Source organism: Microcystis sp. M49636_WE2 (assembly GCF_030065375.1).
Classification (GTDB): domain Bacteria; phylum Cyanobacteriota; class Cyanobacteriia; order Cyanobacteriales; family Microcystaceae; genus Microcystis; species Microcystis aeruginosa_C.
The window spans coordinates 1-2142 of sequence record NZ_JASJFG010000515.1; the positions used below are offsets into that span (position 1 = coordinate 1).

The following is a 2142-nucleotide window of genomic DNA, read 5'->3' on the forward strand; positions in this document are numbered from 1 at the left end:
ATGCGACCGACGCTAGATTGACCATCAGCTTCGACAATTTCGAGAGTGCCAATCGGTTGAGTAATCTGACGGATAACCTTACCCGTTTGCGGATCCTTGACCGTTTGAGTCGTCCGTTCGATGGAAATGCGTAAACCGACACGATAACCCTCTCCCGTGCCTTTATTGAGAATTACCTGATTTCCCGCCACGGCAGCCACTAAAGCGGTGACAGTCGGGAGCGAGCGAGGTGTAGCGGCGATTTGGTCGGCTTTATCATTGAGATTATCCACCACCTGCGCCACTGCCTTATCGGTGGCAATACTGAGTAATTTCCCTTCGTTGGAGGTTTGGGAACCACCCCCAACCCCTAAAACCACGGTTGAACCATCGGATTGATTGGCAGTACCATCTCCCTGAGCGGTGGTAATAATTTCGGCCGTGGTGGTATTAATTGCCCGGACATTTAACTTGACAAAAGCATCGGTTTCTGTCTTAGCGGTGCTAAAAATAATAAACGAGCCACCGGATTGTTTTTTTTGTAAATCGAATTGGGTAATCGAACCGATAATCACCACATCTACCCCCAAAATTTGCCCGATTTGAGCGGCGGTAGCGGCATCTACCCGTCCCGAAGCCCCAAAATTTTGTTCTCTGAGGACAGCATCAATGCGACTGCGCTCAATGACTGTATAGCGACCACTTTCTACCAATCTATTGACGAGAATATCACTAACACCACTGGCTCCACCATTGAGAAATGTTAACCACTGGGGATTACTGAGACCGCTATAATCGAAGTCTAAAACCGCTACGCGCACCTTTTCGCTTTTTTGGGCTAAGAGTAGCGGTAAATTGTTAGAGGTAGCTTGGGAGAAAGCCGGTGCGTTGAAGCTAAAACCCAAACTAGAAGCGACTCCCACAAGGGTAATCAGGGCAGAAAAACCACGGATACTATCTCGATCGAACATGATAAGGGGTTCTCCAGTCAAATAGAATATAGATCATAATTATCTCAGAATTACTCTAACTATCAAGAGCGAGAATTTTGAATGGCAGTAATTAAACCTCTCACTTCCTCGGTTCCCTCGGAAGCTTCAAAGGAAGTGGGAAATTTACCCTTAGCAATCATCCGCAATCCCAAGGGGGCAATACTTAATAAACCCTGTAAATCGCGCCAATAATTGCCCAGCACATAGAGGCCGAATTGGCGTTCATCCACCCATCCCCCCGCTTTGACTAATTCCACTAAAACTTTGCGGTGACGAATGGGACGACTACTATCGGCCGACTTGCGAGCGAGTATTTCCTGTTTAATTTTACCGATCTGATCCATAGGAGCCACTTCCATAGGACAAACCGCATTACAGAAATAGCAACGGGTACAACCCCAAACCCCTGCGGTGCCTTGGTTATAAAGTTCTAGGCGACTTTCCTGATTACCATCGCGGGAATCTGCTAGGGTGCGCTGCGCTTTTGCCAAAGCGTGGGGACCGACAAAATCGGGATTGACTTGCTTGGCATTACATTCCGAATAACAGGCCCCGCACATAATGCAGTTACCCATCTGATTGAGATTGGCTCTTTCTTCTGGAGTTTGCAGAAATTCTCGTTCGGGAATGGTGCGTGCTTGACTACTAATATAAGGTTCAACCTTTTCTAAATCGTCCCAAAACGGTTGCATATTGACGATTAAATCCCGGATAATGGGTAAATTACCCAGGGGTGCGATCGTGATTTCGGGAATTTCTCCTGCATCTTTTTGGCTACAATGGTTTAATTCACTGGCGATATTTTTTTGACAAGCCAAGGCCGAACGACCGTTAATTTTCATCGCACAGCTGCCACAAATTGTATTGCGGCAATTTTTACGAAAGGCCAAAGTTCCATCAAGTTCCCATTTGATGCGATTAAGGCAGTCGAGAATTGTATTTCCCGCCTCCACCTCTAGGGTAAAATTTTCTAGGTAGGGGCTGTCGTTGGGTCGTTGACGCAGAATTTTAAAAGAAACTTCCATACTCGGCACGGGGATGAGGGACTCCTAATACTCAGGATAATCGATGTTAACGGGCCAAAGGGGAGCTAGTAATGGTAATTAATCCTTAAGATTTTCCCCGGTCGGTTGAGCCAAGGGGTGGGTATCTAGGCCTAATGATAGATGGG

General features: G+C 46.7%; 2 protein-coding genes. Both read right to left on the bottom strand.

The window, feature by feature from the left end:
- Positions 1–950: CsgG/HfaB family protein (locus PX484_RS11980; protein WP_288104009.1), on the bottom strand; the 950-nt coding region annotated here is incomplete at its 3' end.
- A 62-nt stretch (positions 951–1012) separates the two neighbouring features.
- Positions 1013–1996, bottom strand: coding sequence for a succinate dehydrogenase/fumarate reductase iron-sulfur subunit (locus PX484_RS11985; RefSeq protein WP_287766769.1), 984 nt, complete (start codon positions 1994–1996; stop codon positions 1013–1015).
- Positions 1997–2142 lie beyond the last annotated feature (146 nt).